The sequence below is a fragment of the Nonomuraea sp. NPDC049655 genome (assembly GCF_044465465.1).
Taxonomy (GTDB): domain Bacteria; phylum Actinomycetota; class Actinomycetes; order Streptosporangiales; family Streptosporangiaceae; genus Nonomuraea.
In genome coordinates, this window is record NZ_JBITLS010000013.1 from 314,286 (window position 1) to 331,452 (window position 17,167).

Sequence of the window (17,167 nt, forward strand, 5' to 3'; positions counted from 1 at the left end):
CATCTCCTCCTACTTGGCCCAGTCCTCGTCGCCCCAGGCGTTCTTCTTGATGCCCGCCTCGATGCCGCGCTTCCACCACTTGTCCAGGTCGGCCAGCTCCTCCTCCAGGGAGCGCCGGCCGAGCAGATAGCCGTCGAAGACGTCGCGGAAGGAGGTGCCCTCCGGGCCGCCCGGCAGGGCCACCACCCGGAACGGCTTGCCCCACTCGCCCTCCAGCAGCCCGGCGGTCTCGGCCGACGGCTCGACGCCCTCGACGGCGGGCAGGCCGCCGGTCGCGTCCAGCCAGGGCTTGATCGCCGGCGAGCTCATGTACTGCAGGAACTTGACCGCCGCCGCGTACTTCTCGCCCTTGACGGTGGAGGGGATCATGTAGCTGGTGCCGCCGATCGAGGCGCCGTAGCGGGCCGGGGCCTCCGACGACAGCGGCGTGCTGGCCTTGGTGATGGTCGGGAACGGCATCGTGCCGAGCGCGAACTTGGCGTCCGCCTTCAGCGCCTCGACGGCGAAGTCGGTGCCCCACGACATGGCGGCCTTGCCCGAGACGAAGTCGCGGTAGCCCACGGTCGCGCCGCCGTCGGCGACGCCCGTCCAGTTGGGCGTGCCGCAGTCGAAGAACTCCTTGTAGATCTTCAGGGACTCGGCGACCTCGGGCGTCCCGGTGGTGAGCGTGCCCTCCTTGATGACCCGGCTCATCGACTTCTCGGTCACGGTCGGCGCCTTGCCCGGCTTGCCGGTGGCGTCGAAGAGGTTCCAGTCGTCGTGGTACTTGTCTATGAGCTGGGTGCTGACCGCCTCCCACGTCCAGCCGGCGGCCAGGCCGCCCTTGTCGAGGGCGACGGGGTCGAAGCCGGCCGCCTTGAGCTTCCCGCAGGCGCTCCTGAAGTCCTCCCAGGTGGCGGGGGGCTGGTCGACGCCCGCCTTGGCGAAGGCGTCCTTGTTGTAGAACAGGCCGATGGCGACCAGGTTGAAGGGGACGTACTCCAGCTTGCCGCTCTCCTTGCTCAGCGCCTTGGAGACGGCGGGGCCGTAGTACTCCTTCCTGAACACGTCGATCCAGCGCTGGTTGCCCGGCACGTACGGGTTGGGCTTCTGCAGCTCGGCGTCGAGCGCGTGCACCTCGTGGGCCTTGTGCGGCGGCTGGTTGAAGACCAGTTCGGGCGCGGTGCCGGCGGCGAGCTGGGTGGTGATCGTCTGCATGAAGCCGTCGAGGGGCAGCACCTGCGTCCTGACCTCGATGCCGGGCTCGCGCTTCTCGAAGGCGTCGACCAGCGCCTCCCAGGCCGGTCCGAAGCTGCTGCCGCTGGCGTTCCACTGGTTGGGGCCGGCCAGCGTGATCGTCACCTTGCCGCCGCCGTCCTGGGCGGACGTGCCGCCGGTGCCGAGCAGGCCGCAGCCTGTCAGCGCGAGCAGCGCGGCCAGCGCCGCGAGCCCGCTCTTGGGGGGTGTTCTCATCGGGGTACGGGTCCTTTCCTTATTGATACGTTTCAATCACGGCGCCGGCTCACTTGCCGGACACGATGCCGCCCTGGATGCCCGCCAGGAACCACTTGGACAGGAACGTGAACAGCACCACCAGCGGCAGGCTGGCCAGCACGTAGCCGGCGAACAGCGGGCCCCACTGCTGCGCGTTCTGGTTGGCGAAGAAGGCCAGCCCCGCGGGGATCGTCCGGTAGGCGTCGGTCTGCACGGTGAGTAGCGGCCAGAAGTAGTCGTTCCACACGCCCAGCACCGTCATCAGCGCGACCGTGCCGATGACCGGCCGGGCCAGCGGCAGCATGAAGGCCAGGAACAGCCGGACGCCGCCCGCCCCGTCCACCCGCGCCGCCTCGAAGATCTCCTCGGGGATCTGCGCCATGTACGTGCGCATGACGACGATCCCGAAGACCGTGTTCGCGGTGACGTGCGGGATGATCAGCACCAGCCGGCTGTCCAGGATGCCGAGGTCGCGCATCAGCACGAACAGCGGGATCAGGCTGGTGATCGAGGGCACCATGAGCAGCGCCGCGACCAGCCCGAACAGCGCGTTGCGCCCCGGGAAGCGGTGGCGGGCGAACACGAACGCCGCCGCCGGGGCCAGCAGCATCGTGCCGGCGATGGCCAGCGCCGCCACCACGAACGAGGTGAACAGGTACGGGCTGACCTGCTCCCAGGCCGCCGCGTAGTTGTCCAGGTGCACCGGCCAGGCCGGCGACCAGTAGCTGCCGAAGAACTGCTCGTTGTCCTTGACCGAGGCGGCCAGCATGAACAGGTACGGGAACAGCCCGGCGAAGGCCAGCACCGCCAGCACGCCGCCGGCCACCAGGTCGGTCCTGCGGGTCCGGCTCACGATCCCGACCTCCTGCCGAGCGCCAGCGCGACCAGGCTCACGCCGAGCGTCAGGGCGAACAGCACGGTGCCGAGCGCGGCCGCGTACCCCCAGCTGGTGTCCACGAACGCGGCGTCGAGCATGCGCAGCACCGGCACCTGCGTGGCGTTGTCGGGGCCGCCCTTGGTCATGATGTGGGCCTGCATGCCGTACTGGAGCACCGAGATCACCGCCAGCACCAGCAGCAGCTTGACGTCGCGGAACATCATCGGCAGGTCGATGCTCCAGAAGCGGCGCAGCCGGCCGGCGCCGTCCACCTCGGCGGCCTGGTAGATCTCGGCCGGCACGTTCTGCAGCGCCGACAGGAAGACCAGGAACGGCAGGCCGGCCACCCACGGGAAGCCGATCGTCATCAGCGCGGCCAGCGCCGTGGCGGGGTCGCCGATCCAGTTGCCCGCCAGCCCGTCCAGGCCGAGCGCGCGCAGCAGGCTGTTGACGACGCCGTCGCGCGGGTCGTACATGAACTGCCACAGCAGCACGTTGACCACGGCCGGGAAGGCCAGCGGCAGGATGAGCAGGGTGCGGAAGACGAACCGCAGCCGCTCGCTGGACAGCGACATCACCAGTTCGGCGGCCAGCAGCGGGAACACCCACATGAGCGTGACGGCCCAGACGAAGATGATCCCGGCGTTGCGGAAGGAGGCCCACCACAGGTCGTCGCCGAGCATCGTGAGGTAGTTGTCCAGCCCGACGAACGGCGAGCCGAAGCCCGGCCGCCACTCGTACAGCGAGTGCAGCATGCCGTTGAGCGCCGGGTAGTAGGCGAACGCCGCGAGCAGGGCGAAGGTGGGCAGGAGGACGAGGTAGACGCCCCACGGGATCCGGCGGCGCGCTTTGGTGCTGGTCACGATCGTCAATGCCTCTCAGCGGTGGTGCGGAACGCGTACGAGCCCGAACCGACCCGGTAGACCGCGGCCCCGTCGTCGAGGCGGTCGAAGGTCACGCCCTCCGCCTCGGCCGCCGGCCGGCCGCCTTCGGTCACCCGTTCCGGCGGCGCGGGCACGTGCACCTCGGCCCGGGTGTTGGGCGGCACGACGACGTCCAGGGCCAGGCCGCCGTCCGTCAGCCGCCAGGAGATCTCCACCTGGCCGTGCCGGGTGCGGTGGGCGGTCCGCGCCCAGCCGATCCCGCCGCCGGGGCGGGGGCGCACGACGATGTCGGCGTAGCCGGGCGAGCCGGGGGCCAGGCCGCCGACCGTCCGGTACATCCAGTCGCCGACGGCCCCGTAGGCGTAGTGGTTGAAGGAGTTCATGCCGGGGTCCTGCAGCCCGCGGTGGTGGCTCCAGGAGTCCCAGCGCTCCCACATGGTCGTCGCGTCGCCGTGCACGACCGGGTAGAGCCAGGACGGGAAGGTGTCCTGCGTCAGCAGCCGGTAGGCCACGTCCAGCCGCCCGGTCGAGGTGAGCGCGTCCAGCAGGTACGGCGTGCCGAGGAACCCGGTCGACAGGTGGCCGCCGCGCGCCTCGACGTCACCGGCCAGCCGGGCCGCGGCCCTGGGCAGCTCGTGCTCCTCCAGCAGCCCGGCGGTGACGGCCAGCACGTACGCGGTCTGCGTGCCGCTCGCCACCACGCCGGGGCCCTCGACGAAGGCCGCGCGGAAGGCCCGGCGCACCCGTTCGTACAGCTCCAGGCAGGAGCGCCGGTCGGCGTCGCGGCCGAGCGCGGCGGCGAGCCCGGCCAGCTGCCGGGCCGACAGCGCGAAGATCGCCGTGCCGACGAGCCTTTTGGGGGTGTCGGCGCAGATCGACAGCCAGTCGCCGAACCCCTCGTCGGGGAAGACGCCGTTCTCGGAGCGCCGGTCCAGGTAGGCCAGCCAGCGCAGCATCGGCTCGAAGCAGGCGGCGACCACGCGGGCGTCGCCGCGCAGCCGGTGCAGCGCCCACGGCAGCATGATCAGCGCGTCGCCCCAGCCGGGCGAGCCGGCCTCCTTGGGGTTGGGCGACAGGCCGCGGCCCGACAGCACGTCGGGCACCACGTGCGTGACCGCGCCGTCGTCGCTCTGGGCGTCGACCACGTCGGTCAGCCAGCTCCGCAGGAAGGCGGCGGCGTCGTAGTTGAACAGGGCGGTCGGGGCGAAGGCCCAGATGTCGCCGGTCCAGCCGAGCCGCTCGTCCCGCTGCGGGCAGTCGGTGGGGACGGCCAGGAAGTTGCCGCGCTGCCCCCACACGATGTTGCGCTGCAACCGGTCGAGCCGCTCGTCGGAGCAGGTGAACTCGCCGGCCGGCTCCATCGCGGCGTGGGCCACCCTGGCCGTGATCGACTCGGGGGCCGCGCGCAGGCCGGACACCTCGGCGTACCGGAAGCCGTGGAAGGTGAACCTCGGCTCGAACGTCTCGGCCTGCTCGCCGCGGGGCAGGAACTCGTCCGTGGCGCGGGCCGAGCGCAGGTTGGCCAGGTGCAGCCCGCCCTCGTGGTCGAGCACCTCGGCGTGCCGCAGCACCACCGGGCGGTCGCGGCCGGCGCGGCCGGTGAGCCGGACCCAGCCGACCAGGTTCTGGCCGAAGTCGGCGATCCACACGCCGGGCCGCTGCTCCCACACCCGCACCGGCGCCACCTCCTCGTGCACCCGGATCGGCGGCGCGACGGAGGCGGTCACCCGGCCGGCCGGCGGGCTCACCGGCACCGCGGGCGCCCAGCCGGAGTCGTCGAACCCGGCGGCCGTCCAGCCGAGCGGCTCGGCCGCCAGGTCCTGCCGCTCGCCGTTCTGCAGGTCGGCGTAGCGGATCGCGCCGGAGCCGGCGCGCCAGTCGGAGTCGGTGCTCAGCCGGGTGCGGGTGCCGTCCTCGTGCAGGATCTCCAGCTCGGCGCGGAAGGCCAGGCGGCGGCCGTACTGGAAGGAGCCGAACCAGCTGATGTTGCCGGCGTACCAGCCGTCGGCGAGGACCGCGCCGATCGTGTTGCGTCCCTCCGACACCAGCGCCGTCACGTCGTAGGTCTGGTACGTGACGCGGTGGCGGTAGTCGGTCCAGCCGGGGGCCAGGTGGTCGGCGCCGACCCGGGCGCCGTTGAGGTGGATCTCGTAGACGCCGAGCGCGGTGGCGTACAGCCTGGCCCGGCGCACCGGCGACGGCACGCCGAACTCGCGCCGCAGGTACGGGCTCGGCCGGTCGCCGACCGGTTCGCGGCCCAGCGGCGGGTCGCCGTGCAGCCCGACCTCCTCGGCCAGCCGCCAGCCGGAGTCGTCGAAGCCGGGCTGCTCGAAGCCCTCGCCCGGCCGCTCCTCGGCCCGCCACCGGCCGCCGGAGGTGACGGTCACCGTGCTCTCGCCCGCCACCGGGACGAGCTGCGGCAGCGCGGGCCGCCCCTCGACCACGACCTCCAGCCGCACGCACAGCCCCGGCCCGGCGGCCCTGATCGCGAGCACGTTCTCGCCCGAGGCCACCAGGTCGCCGGCGTCGGCCACGAACGCGCCCGCCCGCCGCTCCCCCGCGACCCGCACCCCGTTGACGTACGCCTCGACCGACCCGACCGCCTCGGCCGACCCGGCCGCCTGGACCGCCTCGACCGACCCGACCGTCTCGGCCGCCTCGGTCCCGCCGCCGTCGCCGATCACCAGCCACGCCGACAGCGGCCTGGCCCCGCCCGGCACCGCGAACCGCGTCCGGAACGCCCCGGTCGGCGACCCGGACGGGCCGAGCGGGCCGGCCACCCAGATGCGCGGCACGTTCTCCAGCGACGGCAGCCGCTCGGAGCCGGGCACCAGGGGGGTGCCGATCCAGCCGGCCATCCAGCCGCCGGCCTCGCCGAGCCCGGTCTCGAACCAGTGCGCGGGGCTCCAGCCGGACCATTCGCCGTGCTCGTCGGCCACCTTGACCCGCCACTGGTAGCGCGTCCTGGGCCGCAGCGCGGCGCCGCCGTACGGGACGTCGAAGGTCGCGGCCGAGTTCACCATGCCGCTGTCCCAGACTGATTCGGCCTCCTCGTCGGCCGGATCGCCCTCCCGGGCCACGACCAGCCGGTACGCGCTCTGCGCCCGTCCACGCCCGGCCCCGGTGATCCGCCAGGAGAACTCCGGCGTGTCCACGTCGAGGCCGAGTGGTTCGGCCAGTCCTTCGACGCGCAGGTCGGTCACGGCGAGATGCGACAAGGGTACTCCCGGCTAGTTGAAACATTTCAAGCAATGCGCACCGTAGGCACCGTGAGGTACATCCGTCAATGCCCCGGTTCCAGATGTGCAGCGCGGGTTCGTTTGGCTGAAACATTTCAACCAGTAGACTGGCCCTCTCTGCCAGGTGACCAGAAGGGCTGTCCACCGGTGACCGACATCCACAAGCCGGCCGAGCGCCGCCGGCTCAGCATGGTCGACGTCGCGGCCCATGCCGGCGTGTCCGTGGGAACGGTCTCCAACGTGCTCAACCGGCCCGAGCTGGTGGCCGAGCGCACGTTGCGCCGGGTGCGCGCCTCCATCAAGACGCTCGGCTTCGTGCCCAGCGCGCCGGCCCGGCAGCTGCGCGGCGGCTCCGGCCGCTCGGTGGGCGTGATGGTGCGCGACATCGGCAACCCGTTCTTCAGCGAGGTGCTGCCGGGCATCGAGACCCGGCTGTCGCAGGAGCAGCTGCTCCTGGTGCTGTGCAGCTCCGGCGACTCGGCCGAGAAGGAGGCCCACTACCTGCAGATCCTGGAGCAGCACCGGGTGCCCGGCATCCTCATCACGCCCGCCGGGCCCGACATCTCCCATCTGGTGGAGCTGCGCCGGCGCGGCATCGGCATGGTGCTGCTCGACCGGCCGGGCGCCGACGCCCAGCTCTGCGCGGTGGCGGTGGACAACGTCCGGGGCGGCGAGCTGGCCGGCGCCCACCTGCTCGCGCTCGGCCACCGGCGCATCGCCTTCCTCAACGGGCCGCCGATCGTGCGCCAGTGCGCCGATCGGCGCGAGGGGCTGGCCAGGGCGGTGCGGGCCGCCGGGCTCGACCCCGACGAGGTGATCACCGAGGTCACCCTGCCCGCGCTGACGCCGCGCGAGGGCGAGGCGGCGCTGGAGCGGCTGCCCGCGCGCAAGGGGCCGACGGCGCTGTTCTGCGTCAACGACACGGTGGCGCTGGGCGCGCTGCGTGGGCTGGAGCGGCGCGGGGTGCGCGTCCCGCACGACATGGCGGTGCTGGGCTACGACGACGTCGAGTTCGCCGAGCTGCTGTCGCCGTCGCTGACCTCGGTCCGCCAGCCCAAGCACCAGCTCGGCCAGGCGGCCGCGGAGCTGCTGCTCACCGACGCCCGGGGCGACGCCAACCACTGGCACCAGGAGATCGTCTTCCAGCCGGAGCTCATGGTCAGGGCGTCGACCGTTCCTCAGTGACGTTTCAAGTCGGTCCGCCGCAGCGAATCGGGTCTTGCCTGGCCGCCTTCTGGGCCTCATTGTTGAGACGTTTAAATCCAGGAGGTCCCATGGGTTGGGTTGCCCGCATCGCCGCCGTCCTCTTACTTCTGCTTCCGGCCGCTCCGGCCGACGCCACCGGCACCGCCGCCGCTCTGCCGTATCCGGTCAGGTCCGACTACCGCATCAAGGGCCTGCAACCGGACTTCTGGCCCGACAAGAACGAGATCGCCGGCAACAACGCCGGCGGCGTCGCCATGAACCTCATCTGGGCCGACTGGGAGCCCAGCGTGAAGACGCCGCCCTGCGCGGCGGGCGCGCAGGAGTTCGGGGGGCGCTGCTTCACCGTCGGCTCGGCCGTCGACGCCGCCATCAGGGACTGGACCGCCCGCGGTCTCGTCGTCACCGCCGTCGTCTACGGCACCCCGGCCTGGGCCCGCGGGGCCCGTCCCTGCACGCCCGCCGCCCCCGGGTTCGAGAAGTTCTGCGTCCCCGACGACCCCGCCGACTACGGCCGCTTCGCCGGCATGCTGGCCCAGCGCTACGACGGGCAGCACGGCAACGGCCGCATCGCCGACTTCGTCGTCATGAACGAGGTCAACAGCAACACCTGGTTCGACATCGGCTGCGGCCAGGGCACGGCCTGCGGCACGACCGCCTGGCTGGACGCGATCGCCGCGAACTACAACGCCGCCTACGACGCCGTCGTGGCCCAGCAGCCCACCGCGAAGGTGCTCACCTCGCTCGACCACCACTTCGGCACCGCCTACGACCAGCCGGCCGCCTCCGAAGCGATGTTGTCGGGCATGACCGTGCTCAAGGGCCTGGCCGCGCGGGCCGGCGACCGGGCCTGGCGGGTCGCCTACCACCCCTACCCGCCGAACCTGCTGGCGCCGCAGTTCTCCGCCGACGACTTCCCGAAGGTCACCTACGGCAACATCGGCGTGCTGGTCGGCTGGCTGCGCCAGCAGTTCCCGAACACGCCGTCGGCCTGGCAGGTGCAGCTCACCGAGAGCGGCGTGAACTCGTTGTCGCCCTCGTCGGAGGCCGCGCAGGCGTCGCAGTTGTGCAACTCCTTCCGCAACGTCCTCGGCACGCCGGGCATCGAGAGCTACGTCTGGCACCGCATGAGCGACCATCCGGACGAGACGGCGGCCGGCCTCGGCGTGGGGCTGCGCCGCACCGACGGCTCGGCCAAGCCGGCCTGGGCCACGTGGGCGCTGGCCAACCGGAACGACCTGTCGCCGCCGCAGTTGTCGTGCGGCTTCGAGCTGCTGCCCCACACCCAGCTCCGCCGCGGCTACCAGTCGAGCAAGGGGCACGTGGCCAGCTCCCGGCTGCTGCCGCCCGGCTTCGCCCAGGAACGCGTGTGGAAGCTGCTGCGCAACCAGGCGGCCGGCACCGTGCCCCTGTACGAGTGCAAGGTCGGCGCGCACACCATGCTCACCCGCGACCCCGGCTGCGAGGGGCAGTTCCCGATGGGCCCGGTCGGGCACGTCTACACCAGCCAGGTGCCCGGATCGGTGGCGCTGCACCGGTGCCGGGCCGCGAGCGGCGACCACCTGGTCACGGACCAGGCGGGCTGCGAGGGCCTGATCCACGAGCAGGTCCTCGGTTACGCGCTGCCCTGACCCCGTCCCGGGCCGGCGGCCGTCCGCGTGGCGGCCACCGGCCCGGCGGCTTCCGGTGGCCGTCCGCGTGGGGGCCGCCGGGCCGGCGGCTAGCGGGCCCGCTTCGCCGGCGTCCTGGGCGCGGCGCGGACCAGGGTGAAGTCGTCGACGTCGAAGTTCGCGCCGGTGAACACCAGGTACAGCCGGGCCGCGCCGGAGGGCAGGCCGGTCAGCGCCGTGGAGACGTCGGCGTAGGACTCCCAGCCGCCGGTGTCCGGCACGGTGACGGCGCCGAGCACCGGCCCGGCCGGCGAGCCGGTGCGGATCTCGAAGCCGCCCGACGGCCCCGGCGAGGCCACCCGTGCCCGGAACGCGGTGACCCCGGTCAGGTCCACGTCGTAGGCCGCCCAGTCGCCCGGGTTGACGTAGCCGAGCACGGTGCCGCCGTGCGCGGGCGCGTGCGGGTAGGTGGCCACGCCCGACGCCTGCGCCCAGGTCTCGGCCTGGACGACGGAGTCCCCGGCAGGCGGGCCGAGCTCCTTGATCCGGATGTTGCGGAAGGACGCCTGGTCGGCGTCGCTGTGGTTCTGGATGCCGATGTGCCCGTTCTTCAGCGAGCGGGCCGGGTCGGTGTTGGTGAAGTCGTTGATCTTGGCGCCGTTGAGGAAGACCTGGAGGCGTTCGCCCTCGACCCGGATCTCGTAGGTGTTCCACTCTCCCGGCGGGTTCAGCGCGGCGTCGCGGGCGGCGATGTCGGCGGCCTTGAAGCCGTAGACCGAGCCGGTGGTCCGGTCCGGCGCGTCGGTGGCGTCGATCTGGATCTCGTAGCCGTTGTTCACCGCCGAGGACGGGTCGGTCGAGGGCGGGAAGCCGACGAAGACGCCGGAGTTGTCGTCACCGGCCAGCTTCCAGTCCAGCTTGAGCGAGTAGGAGGTGGTGTACTCCTTGGCCTTGTACCAGAGCAGGCCCATGCCGCCCTGCGAGGTCAGCGTGCCGCCGGCGTTGGCGAAGCCGCCCGGCCCGGCCTGCTCCCAGCCGGTGGTCGAGCCGTCGTAGAGGGTGGTGTAGCCGGTCTCGGGACGGCAGTCGGCCTTGGCCTGGCCGGTGGCGTAGGCCAGGCCGCCGCGCAGGTGCTGCCGGAAGGCGGGCTCGGCGAAGGACTCCGCGGTGTGCCCGCCGCCGGTGTAGAAGGAACGCCCCCCGTCGTACGGCTTGCACCAGGCGATCGGGTGGTCGGCGCCCATCGTGCCGCCCGAGTACGTCGACTCGTCCAGGGTGGCCAGCACGTGGGCGCCGGTCCTGGCGTTGGTCCGGTAGTCGTACCATTCGTCCGTCCGCGGCCAGGTGGCGTCGAGGTGGGCGGTCGCCGGGTGGGCGCGGTCCTCGACCTTGACCGTCGCCTTCTGCACCGCCGGGTGGGCGGCGAACCAGGCGCCGACGAGACCGCCGTACCAGGGCCAGTCGTACTCGGTGTCGGCGGCCGCGTGGACGCCGGCGTAGCCGCCGCCCGCTTTGACGTACGCCTCGAACGCGGCCTGCTGCGCGGCCTCGAGCACGTCACCGGTGGTGTTGAGGAAGACGACCGCCTTGTACGCGGCCAGGTTCGCCGCGGTGAACGCGGCCGGGTCCTCGGTGGCGGTCACGCCGAACCCGAGGTCCCTGATCGCCTGGACGCCCGCCGCGATCGAGTCGTGCCGGAACCCCGCCGTACGGGAGAAGACCAGGACGGCGGGGCCGCCGGCGGCGGGGGTCGCCGTGGTGAACCTCTGGGCCGTGCCGCCGTTGCACGTCCTGATGACGAGCTGAGCCGGGTCGGTGGCGTCGAGGCACTTGCCGAGCGCCTTGAGCGCGCCGCCCTCGGCGGTCCACTTCTGCGCGCCCGTGCCGTTGCAGGTCCAGATCTGCACCTTGGTGCCGTCGGCGGTGCCGCCCCCGGCCACGTCGAGGCACTTGCCGAGCGCCTTGACGGTCTGGCCGTCGATGGCCCAGTTCTGGGCGTTCGTACCGTTGCAGGAGTAGAGCTGCACCTTGGTGCCGTCGGTGGTGCCGGCGCCCGCGACGTCCACGCACCTGCCGTCGGCGGCGCGGATCGGGCCGACCGCTATCGCCTCCTTGGCCAGGGTGAAGTCGTCGAGGTCGAACAGCGCCCCGGCGCCCCCGGTGAAGACCAGGTAGAGCGTGGTGGACGCGGCGGTCGCGCCGGTCAGCGGGGCCTGCACGTCGGTGAAGGTCTCCCAGCCGCCCGTCACCGGGACGGCGGCCTTGCCGAGCAGCGGCCCGGTGGGCGAGCCCGCGCGCACCTCGATGGAGCCGCCGGCGCCGCCGGAGGAGACCCGCGCCCGGAACGTCCTGGCGTCGTCGAGCCGGTAGGGGGTGAAGGCGATCCAGTCGCCGTTGTGCACGTCGCCGACCGTCCTGCCGCCGTGCGCGGCCGCCTTGGAGATCTGCGAGACGCCGGACATCGTCGCGTAGTGCTCGGCCTGGCGGTGGCGGGGCTGCAGGACGTGCTGGGTGTGGGTGGTCAGGCCGCCCTTGTCGGTGTACTCGGCGTCGAAGACGGCGAAGATGTTGGCCGCGTCGTCGTGCTCGCCGTCGGCCGGGATCGTCAGCTCGCCCGCGCAGCCGTTCTTCGAGGTGATCTGGTGGCCGTGGCTGTCGTGGCCGAGCACGTACGTCATCCTCACCTTGGCGCAGTCGATCTGCGTGTCCTCGGGGTCGGTCACCCCGATCGTGAAGGGCACGGTGTCGCCCCAGGTGAACAGCGTCCCGGGGGCGGGCGTGCCGATGGTCACGGCGGGGGCGGTGTTGCCGGCCGTGATGACCACGCCGGCGGTGCCGGCGTTGCCCTGGGGGTCGCGCACGGTGAGCGTGGCGGTGAACTCGCCCTCGCTGGTGTAGGTCTTGGTGGGGTTCGGGGCGGTGGAGGTGGTGCCGTCGCCGAAGTTCCAGGCGTAGGTGAGCGCGCCGCCCTCGGGGTCGGCGGAGCCGGCGCTGGAGAAGGCCACGGTGAGCGGGAGCTTGCCGGACGTCCTGTCGGCCTTGGCGACCGCGACCGGCGAGCGGTTGCGGTCCTTGATGTACTCGACGCGGTAGAGGGCGGAGTTGGCGTCGCCGCCGAAGTAGCCCGAGCCGTAGTCGAGGACGTAGAGCGCGCCGTCGGGCCCGAAGGCCAGGTCCATGACCTGCGTGCCGGTCCAGGGGAAGGCGGCGATCTCGCCGCGCGTGCCGTCGGCGGCCACGTCGATCGCCTTGATCCACTTGCGGCCGAACTCGCCGGCGAAGAAGTGCCCGTCGAGGTCCTGCGGGAACTTGACGGCGGAGTTCAGGGCGGCGTCGTAGCGGTAGATCGGGCCGCCCATCGGCGACTCAGAGCCGCTGCCGAACTCGGGCGGGGAGCCGGCGTCGCCGCCGTACCTGATCCAGGCGGGCTTGGCGGGCGGGAGCTTGGCCAGGCCGGTGTTGCGCGGCGAGTCGTTGGCCGGGCCGCCCGCGGCGCAGTCGTACTTCTGGCCCGACGGGCCCGAGGGGAAGGTGTAGTCGTTGTAGGTCTCGGTCAGGGTGTTGGTGCCGGTGCAGTACGGCCAGCCGTAGTTGCCGGGGCCGGTGACGCGGTCGAACTCGACCTGCCCGGCGGGCCCGCGGTTGGGGTCGGTGCTGCCGGCGTCGGGGCCGTAGTCGCCGACGTAGACCACGCCGGTGGCCTTGTCCACGGTCATCCTGAACGGGTTGCGGAAGCCCATGGCGTAGATCTCGGGCCTGGTCCGCGCGGTGCCCGGCGGGAAGAGATTGCCCGCGGGGATCGTGTAGGTGCCGTCCGCGGGGTTCACCTTGATGCGCAGGATCTTGCCGCGCAGGTCGTTGGTGTTCCCGGCGCTGCGCTGGGCGTCGTAGACGGGGTTGCGGTCGGGGCGCTCGTCGATGGGGGCGTAGCCGGCCGAGTCGAAGGGGTTGGAGTCGTCGCCGGTGGACAGGTAGAGGTTGCCCTGGGCGTCGAAGTCCATGTCGCCGCCGACGTGGCAGCACATGCCGCGGTCGGCGGCCACGTCGAGCACGGTCCGCTGGGAGGCCAGGTCGAGCGTCCAGTCGGGCTTGAGGGTGAACCGGGCCAGGCGGTTGACGCCCTGCCAGGCCGACCAGTCGGCGCCGGTCGCGGGCGCGTCGCCGGACGGCGTGCTGAGGCGGGGGGCGTAGTAGAGGTAGATGGTCCGGTTGGCGGCGAAGCCGGGGTCCACGGCGACGCCCTGGAGGCCCTCCTCGTCGTGGGTGTAGACGGGCAGCGTCCCGATCACGGTGGTCAGTCCCTGGGCGTCGGTGCGGCGCAGCGTCCCGTCGCGGGCGGTGTGCAGCACCGACAGGTCGGGCAGCACGGCCATGGTCATCGGCTCGCCCATCTCGGCGACGCCCTTGGCCAGCTCGACGCGCTGGTAGTCGGCGGGGTCGATGGCGGCGTGGGCGCGGGCGGGCGGGGCGGCCAGGGTGAGCACGACCGCGCTCGACATGGCCAGGAGGACGGCGCTGACCCGCGCCGTCCATCGGGCGGCACGGGTGGGTCTGCTGGGGGGCGTCCTGGGAGGCATCGCGGAGGTTCCCTTTCCGTGGGGGGTGGACCGGGAAGGAGGGTTCCATTGGCGGACGATCGAAGAACCTTCGTAGATCGCGACAGTAGATCTGACTTTTGATGATTGTCAACGAAAGTCTGTTAAGTTCTAGACGAAACGGTTTCGGCCCGTGGCCGGAACGACGAAGCGCCCCGCCTGCGCGGGCAGGCGGGGCGCTTCGCGGACGAGGTCAGCCGGCCAGGGCGCTGTCGACCGCCTCCGGAGCCAGGACGTGCTCCAGCACCATGACGGCCGCCCCGATGACGCCCGCCCGGTCGCCCAGCTCGCTGACCTGGATGCGCAGGTGCTGGGTGGCCAGCGGCAGCGAGCGCTTGTAGATGGCCTCGCGCACCCCCGCGAGCAGGTGTTCGCCGGCGTCGGCCAGGTCGCCGCCGATCACGATCGCGGCCGGGTTGAAGAAGTTGACGATCGTGGCCAGCACGTCGCCGATCTCGCGCCCGGCCTGGCGGACGAGCTGGGCGGCGTCGCGGTTGCCGGCGCGCAGCAGCGCGACGACGTCCCGGCCGCCCGCGGCGGGCACGCCGGTCGCCGAGATGCGGGCGGCCAGCGCGGCCCCGCCGGCCAGGGCCTCCAGGCAGCCCACGTTGCCGCAGTGGCACAGCACGCCGTCGTCGGCGGTGGCGACCCGGATGTGGCCGATGTCGCCGGCCGCGCCCTGCGCGCCCCGGTGGAGGCGGCCGTCGGAGATCACGCCGCAGCCGATGCCGGTGCCGATCTTGACGAAGACGAGCTGGCCGGTCGCCTGCCGCCCGGCGCGCTGCTCGCCGAGCGCCATGATGTTGACGTCGTTGTCCACGAAGACCGGCACGCCCAGCCGCTCCCCCAGCCACTCGGGCACCGGGAAACGGTCCCAGCCCGGCATGAGGGGCGGGTTGACCGGGCGCCCGGTCGGGTACTCGACCGGGCCCGGCAGGCCGATGCCCGCCCCGCACACGTCGGCCAGGTCGCGCCCGCTCTCGTCGAGCAGGTCGGTGAACGTGCCCGCGAGCCGCCCGAGCGTCGCCTCGGGGCCCTCGTCGATCGGCGCGTCGGCGGTCCGCTCGGCCAGCACCGTGCCGCCGAGGTCGGTGATCGCCACCCGCTCGTGCGTGACGCCGAGGTCTGCGGCCAGGACGAGCCGGGCGGTGCGGTTGAAGGCGAACATGGCCGCGGGCCGCCCGCCCGAGGAGATGGCCTCCTCGGCGGGCAGCACCCAGCGGTGGCGGAGCAGCGCGTCGAGGCGCAGGGACACGGTGGACCGGGCCAGGCCGGTGAGCTGGACCAGCTCGGTCCGGGTGCGCGGCGGCCCGTCCCGCAGCAGGGAGAGCAGCGCGCCGGCCCCCGCCGTCGCGCCGTTGAGCGTGTCCAGAGTCAACACCAGCCTCTCCGCCGATGACGGCAGCCACTTCAGAGGAGCCCAAGTCTATCTTCGCCGAATGGCACACGACTTATGGCTGAGCATCGACATAAGCCCGCCGATCCCGCGGACGATCACGTCGCCAGCGGGAGCCTCAGGACGAAGCGGGCGCCACCCGGGTGGTCGGCCACGAACAGATCGCCTCCGTAGGCGTGCGCGATCTCGCGGGCGATCGGCAGGCCGAAGCCGGAGCCGCCCGCGTCCAGCGAACGCGCCTGTTCCTGCCGGTACAGCCGGTGGAAGATGCGCTCCCGCTCCTCGGGCGGGATGCCGGGCCCGTCGTCGATGACCTCCAGGACGGCGTACGGCGGCGCGGCGGCGACCACGAACTCGATCCTGCCGGTGGTGTGGCGCTCGGCGTTGGCCACCAGGTTGGACAGCAGCCGGGCCAGCCGCACCCGCGAGGCCCGGACCACCACGTCCGGCTCCAGCCGGGTCAGGACGGACGCGCTCGGCGGATGCGCGTCCAGCTCCTCCACCACCAGGCGGGCCAGGTCGACGAGATCGGCGCCGGGCGGCGGGGCGGTGTAGAGGCGGGCCAGGGCGAGCAGGTCGCCGACGATGTCGTTGAGCCGCTCGGCGTCCCGGTGCAGGCTGCGCAGTGTCCGGCGGAGGTCGGCGCCGGGGTCGGACAGGGCCTCCTCCAGCTCGGTCAGCAGGCCGGTGATCGGGTTGCGCAGGTCGTGGGCGGCGTCGAAGACGAACCGCTGCTGGTGCTCGATCGTCTCGTGCAGCATGGAGACCTTCTGCTGCTCCTGGCGGTAGGCCTGGTGCAGCAGCGCGTCGGGCTTCAGGGGGCCGGAGGCGCGGCCGCCGGGGCGGGCGGCGGGCCGGGGTTCGAGCGACCCGGTGACGTCCCCGAAGACGACGACGATCTCCGTCACCTCGCCCGACGGGTCGAGCACCGGGGCGTTCGCCAGGCGCCAGTGGCGCCGGCCGGGCGGATCCCAGTCGTCGCGCAGCAGCGGCACGACGTCGCCGGCGGCGGTGGCGGCCACCCGCTCCAGCGAGGCGCCCACCTTCGCCGCGCCCGACCCGCTCAGGCCGCCCAGCACCGGGGCCGCGCCGAGCAGGGCGCGACCGACGACCTCCGTCCGGTCCTGGCCGGTCATCCGCAGGTAGGCGTCGTTGACGGCCAGCACGACCTGGCCCCGGGTGAGCAGCATGCAGGGACACGGCAGCGCCTCGAACGCCGCCTGGTATCCGACCGTCGCTCCCATCACCGGGTCCCCCTCAGGCCCCACATACCCCCATAAGGCCACTGACATGCGGAAATGCCGCGTCCTTGTCATTCTCATTCTCGATAGTGATAACGTGTAGGCGTGACGACCTCGACAGAGCGCTGGGCCGAGCTGGCGCTGCATCCCGTGCGCATCCGCATCCTGCGCGCCGTCGCCGGGGGCCGCCGTACGCCCTCCGACCTGGCGGGCCTGCTGCCCGACGTGCCGCAGGCGACGCTCTACCGGCAGATCGCGACGCTGGCCAAGGCCGGGATGCTGGAGGTCGTCGAGGAGCACAAGGTCGGCGGCGCGACCGAACGGGTCTACGCGGTGCCCGGGGGCGGCCTGACGCCGTCGCCCGAGGCCCTGGCCACGGCGTCGGCGGAGGACCACGCGCGGTGGTTCACCGCGTTCGCCGGCAGCCTGCTGTCGGAGTTCGCGCGCTACCTCGACCGCGAGCGCGTCGATCTGGCCGCCGACGGCGCCGGATACCAGCAGGTGGTCCTGCACCTGGACGACGAGGAGTTCGTCGCCTTCGCCACGGGGTTCGCCGAGCTGGTGCGCCCCCTGCTGGCGAACGAGCCGGGAGAGGGGCGTACGCCGCGCTTGCTGGCGACGGTCCTGCTCCCCCTGAAGGAAGGCTGAA

Annotated in this window: 10 protein-coding genes; 3 read left to right on the forward strand and 7 right to left on the reverse strand. The window is 72.7% G+C overall.

The window, feature by feature from the left end; genetic code table 11:
• Positions 1–9: 9 nt before the first annotated feature.
• Genes ACIBQ6_RS37290 through ACIBQ6_RS37305 form a run of 4 tightly spaced genes read right to left on the reverse strand, consistent with a single transcriptional unit; the run spans position 10 to position 6,452 of the window.
• Complete coding sequence (locus ACIBQ6_RS37290; protein ID WP_397217823.1) at positions 10–1,452, reverse strand: ABC transporter substrate-binding protein; 1,443 nt, start codon at positions 1,450–1,452, stop codon at positions 10–12.
• Positions 1,453–1,501: 49 nt separating this feature from the next.
• Positions 1,502–2,326, reverse strand: a complete 825-nt coding sequence (locus ACIBQ6_RS37295; RefSeq protein WP_397217826.1) for a carbohydrate ABC transporter permease — start codon at positions 2,324–2,326, stop codon at positions 1,502–1,504.
• Positions 2,323–3,213 (reverse strand): sugar ABC transporter permease, encoded by an 891-nt coding sequence (locus tag ACIBQ6_RS37300; RefSeq protein WP_358300366.1) that lies wholly within the window; start codon positions 3,211–3,213, stop codon positions 2,323–2,325. Before ACIBQ6_RS37300 ends, ACIBQ6_RS37295 begins: the two co-directional genes overlap by 4 nt.
• Before the next feature lie 5 nt (positions 3,214–3,218).
• Positions 3,219–6,452, reverse strand: a complete 3,234-nt coding sequence (locus ACIBQ6_RS37305; RefSeq protein ID WP_397217828.1) for a family 78 glycoside hydrolase catalytic domain — start codon at positions 6,450–6,452, stop codon at positions 3,219–3,221.
• Positions 6,453–6,620: 168 nt separating this feature from the next.
• Between ACIBQ6_RS37305 and ACIBQ6_RS37310 the strand changes: the two genes are divergently transcribed.
• On the forward strand, positions 6,621–7,658 hold the full coding sequence (locus tag ACIBQ6_RS37310; protein ID WP_358300361.1) for a LacI family DNA-binding transcriptional regulator: 1,038 nt from the start codon (positions 6,621–6,623) through the stop codon (positions 7,656–7,658).
• 89 nt (positions 7,659–7,747) lie between these two features.
• Positions 7,748–9,307 (forward strand): DUF5722 domain-containing protein, encoded by a 1,560-nt coding sequence (locus ACIBQ6_RS37315; RefSeq protein ID WP_397217830.1) that lies wholly within the window; start codon positions 7,748–7,750, stop codon positions 9,305–9,307.
• A gap of 89 nt (positions 9,308–9,396) precedes the next feature.
• On the opposite strand, the gene ACIBQ6_RS37320 is transcribed toward ACIBQ6_RS37315, so the two are convergent.
• The 3 genes from ACIBQ6_RS37320 to ACIBQ6_RS37330 all read right to left on the reverse strand — a co-directional run bounded on the left by ACIBQ6_RS37320 (position 9,397) and on the right by ACIBQ6_RS37330 (position 16,521).
• Positions 9,397–13,785: a ThuA domain-containing protein gene (locus tag ACIBQ6_RS37320; protein ID WP_397217832.1), complete on the reverse strand. Its 4,389-nt coding sequence runs from the start codon at positions 13,783–13,785 to the stop codon at positions 9,397–9,399.
• Positions 13,786–14,074: 289 nt separating this feature from the next.
• On the reverse strand, positions 14,075–15,262 hold the full coding sequence (locus tag ACIBQ6_RS37325) for an ROK family protein (protein ID WP_397217834.1): 1,188 nt from the start codon (positions 15,260–15,262) through the stop codon (positions 14,075–14,077).
• Between the two features lie 113 nt (positions 15,263–15,375).
• A complete protein-coding gene (locus ACIBQ6_RS37330; protein WP_397217836.1) occupies positions 15,376–16,521 on the reverse strand; it encodes a sensor histidine kinase in 1,146 nt (381 codons plus the stop codon).
• Positions 16,522–16,623: 102 nt separating this feature from the next.
• Between ACIBQ6_RS37330 and ACIBQ6_RS37335 the strand changes: the two genes are divergently transcribed.
• A complete protein-coding gene (locus tag ACIBQ6_RS37335) occupies positions 16,624–17,166 on the forward strand; it encodes a helix-turn-helix domain-containing protein (protein ID WP_397217838.1) in 543 nt (180 codons plus the stop codon).
• The last annotated feature ends 1 nt before the right edge of the window (position 17,167 follow it).